Source organism: Desulfonatronospira sp. (assembly GCA_003563255.1).
In the GTDB taxonomy this organism is placed as follows: domain Bacteria; phylum Desulfobacterota; class Desulfovibrionia; order Desulfovibrionales; family Desulfonatronovibrionaceae; genus Desulfonatronospira.
In genome coordinates this window covers 1-3,335 of record PWSL01000008.1, presented here as the reverse complement: position 1 = coordinate 3,335, position 3,335 = coordinate 1, and the positions used below count along the sequence as shown (strand labels likewise).

Below are 3,335 nucleotides of genomic sequence, written 5' to 3'. Positions count from 1 at the left end.
AGTGATCCATGTCATTAAACAAAATATAGCAAATTTTTTGCATATAGTAAGGATTTCCTGCTACAAGACTGCAAATATATTCTGCATAGCTTTCCTGCATTATCTTTTTCCCGGATTCAAACCTTGCCATGACATACGAGATGCAGTCATGCTGGGGCAGAGATTTCAGCTCGTAATCAAAAGTACTCTGAAAAAATGGTTTGCTGCGATCATGAAACATTTGACTTAAAACTCTCTTGCGACTTCCAACAAAAAAAAATGATGCGGACATATTCTGGATGTATTTCCGCATGACTCCCTGAATCTGAACACCCTTTTCCACTTCTGTTATTTCTTGAAATTCATCAAAAACCACATTGATATTTACTCTTGATTTCTCTAGAAATGACGACAGATCTGAAAAGGTATGCTCCAGAACATCAATGCCGATATCAGATGAAGTTTTTTCCACGGAAAAGGAAAACTCCATCCCGTCGTAAGATGGCCGCATTGTAGGACGAAAAGTACTTAAAGCTCGAATGGCCTTTTTGTGCAGCGGCGCCTGTTTGTGGGTAACCTCAAAAAGAGAACGGCAAACTCTGGCCGAAATATCCTCAATGGAAACAACGCCGAAAAGATCACAAAAGACGACCAGAAAGCCTTCTTGCGCAAGATGTCTTTGGACCTCCCGGACAAGCATTGTTTTGCCCAGTCTCCTTGATCCGTAGACAAGGACGTTTTGCGCATTATGAGCATGCCTGATAAGGCCTTGCAGTTCATTTTGACGATCACAAAGTGGAATATCAGTTCCGCCAAGGGAAAATGGGTTTCGAGACATTGGACACTTCCCTATCTATTAATCTTATGATTGCCAGGACTCATTATTGCACATCAATTATTGTCCGTCAATAATTGATGTGCAATAATATGTTGCAGGCATGGTCCTCATGGGAGTATTACGCTTTTTTGAGAACAATATGGTAACATAAAGAAACAGGCTGATTATTGCTATGCTTACTAAGGCTGTACACAGTTAACCTGAACTCAGCGTTTTTGCTTTTTAGCAATTACGCACAGCCTATTCGGCTCTATCCATCAAGTCTTTGGCATCTTTAAGCCAACCACGTTTGGCCATTTCCCTTACAGGGAATTGGCTCCAATCAACGTCAGCCAATGTCTCAGGCAATTCTTTACCCGGCTCCTTCAGGAGAGTGTCTGCGGGAATACCCAAGCCCTCGTGCAACGCACGTATCATTTTCAGTGTCAGCTTTCTTTTTCCAGCCAGCACCTCAGATACTTTGCTTTTTGAACCAATAAACGGAACAAGGTCTTTTTGTTTCAGTCCCTGCTGGTCCATGGCAAATTCAATAGCCTCAAGCGGGGTTGGCGGCGGAACAGGGTGATTCTCATCTTCATATGCACCAATGAGAGTCCCCCAGACCTCCAGTTCGTCAAACTCAGGGCTACCGGGCTCCGAGTCGAAAATTTCTTCGACCCGAGCCAGCGCTGCTTCGTAGTCAGCGTCTGTCTTAATGGCACGGATTATCATAATTCACCTCTGCTGCTTTTATTTTATCGTATTCGGCATGAGGGCCAAACCACTTCACAAGTACCTGGCCTGCCTCAAACCGAATCCAAACAATTAACCTGAAATGATTTCCTTTTATATTGAATACATACCTATTGTCGCCGACATGATCAGCACTTGGAAAATCCTCTTTCAACTCAGCGTGATTTGAGTACCGTTTCTTCGAGACCCGATCATACCAAGATAGAAGGCTTCCTCTCGCATCAGCATATTTCTCGCAGTAGCAGTTCAGTGTTTTTCGGCTGACTATGTTCACACTCTCAACCTAATGGTTCCCAGATTGACTGTCAACAAAAAGTTCCCATTGGAGGGAACTTATGTGGCTCTTCCGGCTTTAGAGCCTGGAAAGGTAAGTCGGCAGAGGGCTTATCCAATTATACATTGAAATGCATATTTGGTAGCCTTGCTCCTGGTTATGGTGGCCTTCAAGCATGCCCGGGAGAATGCCAGCTTTTCTCGGTCTCCGCATACTTTGTGGAAAAACTTTCCGAGATTCCTCTGGCCACTCTGATCGATGCCCCGACCAAAAAATCAAAAGGGCGTTACAAAACCACATATCAGCTTGAGGCGATGGGCCCAGATGTCAAGGAGCTTGCAGATGCAATGGGGATTGCCGAGTTGCCGATGAAATCAAAAATACCGTTCAGGAGGAGCAGATGGGACAGGTTGAATTTGCAGTATTTTCTTCATGGATGTGCCTGAAACAGGAAGGTCCTCGATATTCAGCAAACCCCCGGAGCCAAACAGGCGCACCATCTGTTCCCTGGTGGCCAGCCTGGAAAAGGAGCCTACCCGGATATAGATATCTTCCCGGTTTTTGTGGCGCAGGACATATGGTTTGGCAGTCCCGGCGGATATGGACAACATTGTTATTCGTTTTCCTTCATCTATCAGGATAAACTCAGTGAAATCCATACAGGGCAGGAGTCGCTTTGCGAGATTTCAGGGTATGCCACTCATGATCAGGCAATAAAGATCTGCTGGCTCTCGGCATAATTATGGTTACACCTATGTTTTTGGCCCCAAAAAAGGCATACCGATTCATCATTAGGCATTATCAAAACTCCTTGAGAAACTTTTTTTATATACGCTTTACTTCCTTCGAATCGATAAGTCTTGCTCTCCCGGGTCGGACCTGATTATTTATCAGGGAGATGCTGCAGTCTGCTGGAAACTGTTGTGGACGAATCGTGCGTTAGGCCTCTTTGAAAATTGCTTCTTCGACCGGTTTTGGAAGTTCAACTGTGACAAAAAGTTCCTTTGGGAATAAATAATCCTCGCCAGACTCGTCGATTACGCGGATTTGCTGATGTTTTTCAGCTTTTGGATCAGGAATTGCCTCGTAGAGTTTTCTCGCTTTTAGCGAAGCTTCATATCCCTTATTTTTTATACATATAACTAATTGGTGTTCCATAATATCCCCTCCTGGAAATCAATCCAGGTACCTCTTGATCTTGAATTCTTTTTTACCAATGCCATGACATTCATACCAATGTAATTCAGCTTTTGTGATATATTTGCCTGCAAGCTTAACTGTTGCAACACCTTTGAGTTTCCGCCAGCGACCAGGACCATAAACTTTTCTCAATCGAGCAATTTCGCAAATAGAACTATCAACAGCAATAGTTTCAATATCAATGATCTCATCTAACGCGGGCTATGCCCGCAACCCAAGATAAAGAAGTGCTCGTATCCCACACTTGGGACAGTCCCCGCGACAATATTTTTTTGGTTACTGAAATCTCTCATTAGCAAAACTGGTTGCCTT

General features: G+C 43.9%; 5 protein-coding genes. All 5 read right to left on the bottom strand.

Annotated features, from left to right (window positions below; genetic code table 11):
• A partial coding sequence (locus QZP87_RS00265; protein WP_291320923.1) for an ATP-binding protein occupies positions 1 to 817 on the bottom strand: 817 nt, incomplete at its 3' end.
• Between the two features lie 240 nt (positions 818 to 1,057).
• Positions 1,058 to 1,528, bottom strand: a complete 471-nt coding sequence (locus QZP87_RS00260; RefSeq protein WP_291320922.1) for a transcriptional regulator — start codon at positions 1,526 to 1,528, stop codon at positions 1,058 to 1,060.
• A complete protein-coding gene (locus QZP87_RS00255; RefSeq protein ID WP_291320921.1) occupies positions 1,509 to 1,823 on the bottom strand; it encodes a type II toxin-antitoxin system HigB family toxin in 315 nt (104 codons plus the stop codon). Before QZP87_RS00255 ends, QZP87_RS00260 begins: the two co-directional genes overlap by 20 nt.
• Positions 1,824 to 2,197: 374 nt before the next feature.
• A complete protein-coding gene (locus QZP87_RS00250; RefSeq protein WP_291320920.1) occupies positions 2,198 to 2,434 on the bottom strand; it encodes a hypothetical protein in 237 nt (78 codons plus the stop codon).
• A 328-nt stretch (positions 2,435 to 2,762) separates the two neighbouring features.
• Entirely contained in the window at positions 2,763 to 2,981 is a 219-nt protein-coding gene (locus tag QZP87_RS00245) for a hypothetical protein (protein WP_291320919.1), read from the bottom strand.
• Positions 2,982 to 3,335 lie beyond the last annotated feature (354 nt).

What these genes read in the sequence shown, in the direction of transcription:
- QZP87_RS00245 (WP_291320919.1), bottom strand. Translation starts at nt 2,981, where the DNA reads ATGGAACACCAATTAGTTATATGTATAAAAAATAAGGGATATGAAGCT.
- QZP87_RS00250 (WP_291320920.1), bottom strand. Translation starts at nt 2,434, where the DNA reads ATGTTGTCCATATCCGCCGGGACTGCCAAACCATATGTCCTGCGCCAC.
- QZP87_RS00260 (WP_291320922.1), bottom strand. Translation starts at nt 1,528, where the DNA reads ATGATAATCCGTGCCATTAAGACAGACGCTGACTACGAAGCAGCGCTG.